Annotated in this window: 1 protein-coding gene and 1 pseudogene; both read left to right on the top strand. The window is 72.4% G+C overall.

The window, feature by feature from the left end; genetic code table 11:
• Positions 1–216, top strand: a pseudogene (locus ABD993_RS20680) (methylmalonate-semialdehyde dehydrogenase (CoA acylating)); the annotation flags it as partial.
• 57 nt (positions 217–273) lie between these two features.
• Positions 274–723 (top strand): MarR family winged helix-turn-helix transcriptional regulator, encoded by a 450-nt coding sequence (locus ABD993_RS20675; RefSeq protein WP_345420878.1) that lies wholly within the window; start codon positions 274–276, stop codon positions 721–723.
• Positions 724–1765: the final 1042 nt, after the last annotated feature.

The following is a 1765-nucleotide window of genomic DNA, read 5'->3' as shown; positions in this document are numbered from 1 at the left end:
GTCGGGATGATCGGCATCAACGTGCCGGTGCCGGTCCCGATGGCCTACTACTCCTTCGGGGGTTGGAAGAACTCGCTGTTCGGCGACACCCACGCCCACGGGGTCGAGGGCTTCCACTTCTTCACCCGCGGGAAGGTCGTGACCACGCGCTGGCTGGACCCGTCCGCGCGGGAACAGCACGGCGGCATCAACCTGGGCTTCCCGCAGAACGCGTGAGACCCGGACCGGCCCCGCACCCCGTCGGGTGCGGGGCCGGTGGTGTGTGATGGTCCGATGAGCACCCCCGGCGCGCCTGCAGGCCCCGGGTCCGTCGCGGTGCTGGTGGCGCTGCTGGGCCGCCGGGTCCGCGAGGAGATCGACGCGGGCCTCGCCCCGCTGGACCTGTCGATGCGCCACTTCTCCGCGCTCGGACACCTGGCCCGGCGCCCCGGGCCGTCCTACAGCGAACTCGGCAGGCGCGCCGGTGTGACCGTGCAGAGCATCCAGGCGACGCTTCGCCATCTCGAGGGCCTCGGCGCCGTCGAGCGGCGCTCCGAGCCGGGCCGGGGTCGCGTGGCCGCGCTCCACGTCACCGCGGAGGGCCGCCGACTGCTGGCCGCCGCGGAGAAGGCCGTCGCCGAGGTGGACCGGGTGATGCTCGCCTCCCTGCCCCGGCCGGAGCGCGCCCTGGTGGCGCGCACGCTCGCGGGCATGGTGACCCGGATGGGCGAGGAGACGACGTGAGTCCGGCACCGAGATTCAGTCCGGCTGAGACTTGTTCGGGCCATCGCGCGACCGATTCGGTCGGCGAGGTTTCAGGCGGACTGAAGGAAACGCGGCGATCTTCCGCGGTTCGTCGCGACGCGGACGCCCGTTCCCGGCCGGGCTCCACAGCGCATCTCGGCCCGTGAGGCGGTGACCGCCGCCACGTCGACGGCTCCGGGGAGCGGCCGAGAAGGATCCGACGGACGCGATGCGTCCGCCGTCCGCCCCTCCGCGTGTGCCGCGGATCCACCGGCGCACGGTCCCCGGCGGCCGGGTGGCGGGGGGCGTCCGACCCCGGACGGGAAAGAGCGCCTCTCACCGATGGCCGCGGAATTGCATCGCCCCCGCGTTCGCGGCGCACCCGGTGAGAGGCGCTCAGTGCGTACAACGCGGGAACGCCGCGCGGGATGCGCGCACGAACGGGTGGTCGCAGGCGTCCTGCCTGCGACGACGCGACGACGGATCGCGTTTTTGCGAAGTGTCGCGCCACTCGGCGGAGGGAATGCGCGAGTCGATCTCGACGCCGTCGGAATTCATCGCGCGCGATTTCACGAGACACCGTCGCGCGCCGTGTCCGACGGCCACCCGCTCGTACGCGCCCGCGGGGCGCCCGCACGCGCGTAGGGACGAGCCCGGCCGGGTCGGCCCGGGAGGGCCTGTCCGGGGCTCGGGGAGCCTCGTGACGAAGTGTGACCGCCGTCATGGAGCCGGAAATCTGCCGTTAACAGGGCCCGGACGGCCCTGCTGCGTCGCATGCAGCTCGTTGACCTGCGGCAACGCGGCCGAAACGGCGAGGGGGACCCCGATTTGACCCGTGCCGTCGACGGGGCGTAACTTTCTCGTCGTCAGCGAGACGCCGGACAGAACGGGCCCTGGAGGCCCGGTCAACAGGCCCGCTGGCCGCCCCCGAAGCCGGACCCCCGGAAATCCTCTGGATTACCGGCAGGTGTACGGTGGGGAAAGCCCCGGACGTTCTCCGACAGGAGAGCCATGGTGTGCGGGTGTCTTTTGAGAACTCAAC

Origin of the sequence: Pseudonocardia xishanensis (genome assembly GCF_039541715.1) — a bacterium.
GTDB lineage: Bacteria > Actinomycetota > Actinomycetes > Mycobacteriales > Pseudonocardiaceae > Pseudonocardia > Pseudonocardia xishanensis.
Note: the sequence above shows the minus strand (reverse complement) of the source record. Positions and strands in the feature narration are given on the sequence as shown.

Bases quoted from the DNA above. Each gene is read 5' to 3' on its own strand.
- ABD993_RS20675 (WP_345420878.1), top strand. From the start codon at position 274: ATGAGCACCCCCGGCGCGCCTGCAGGCCCCGGGTCCGTCGCGGTGCTG.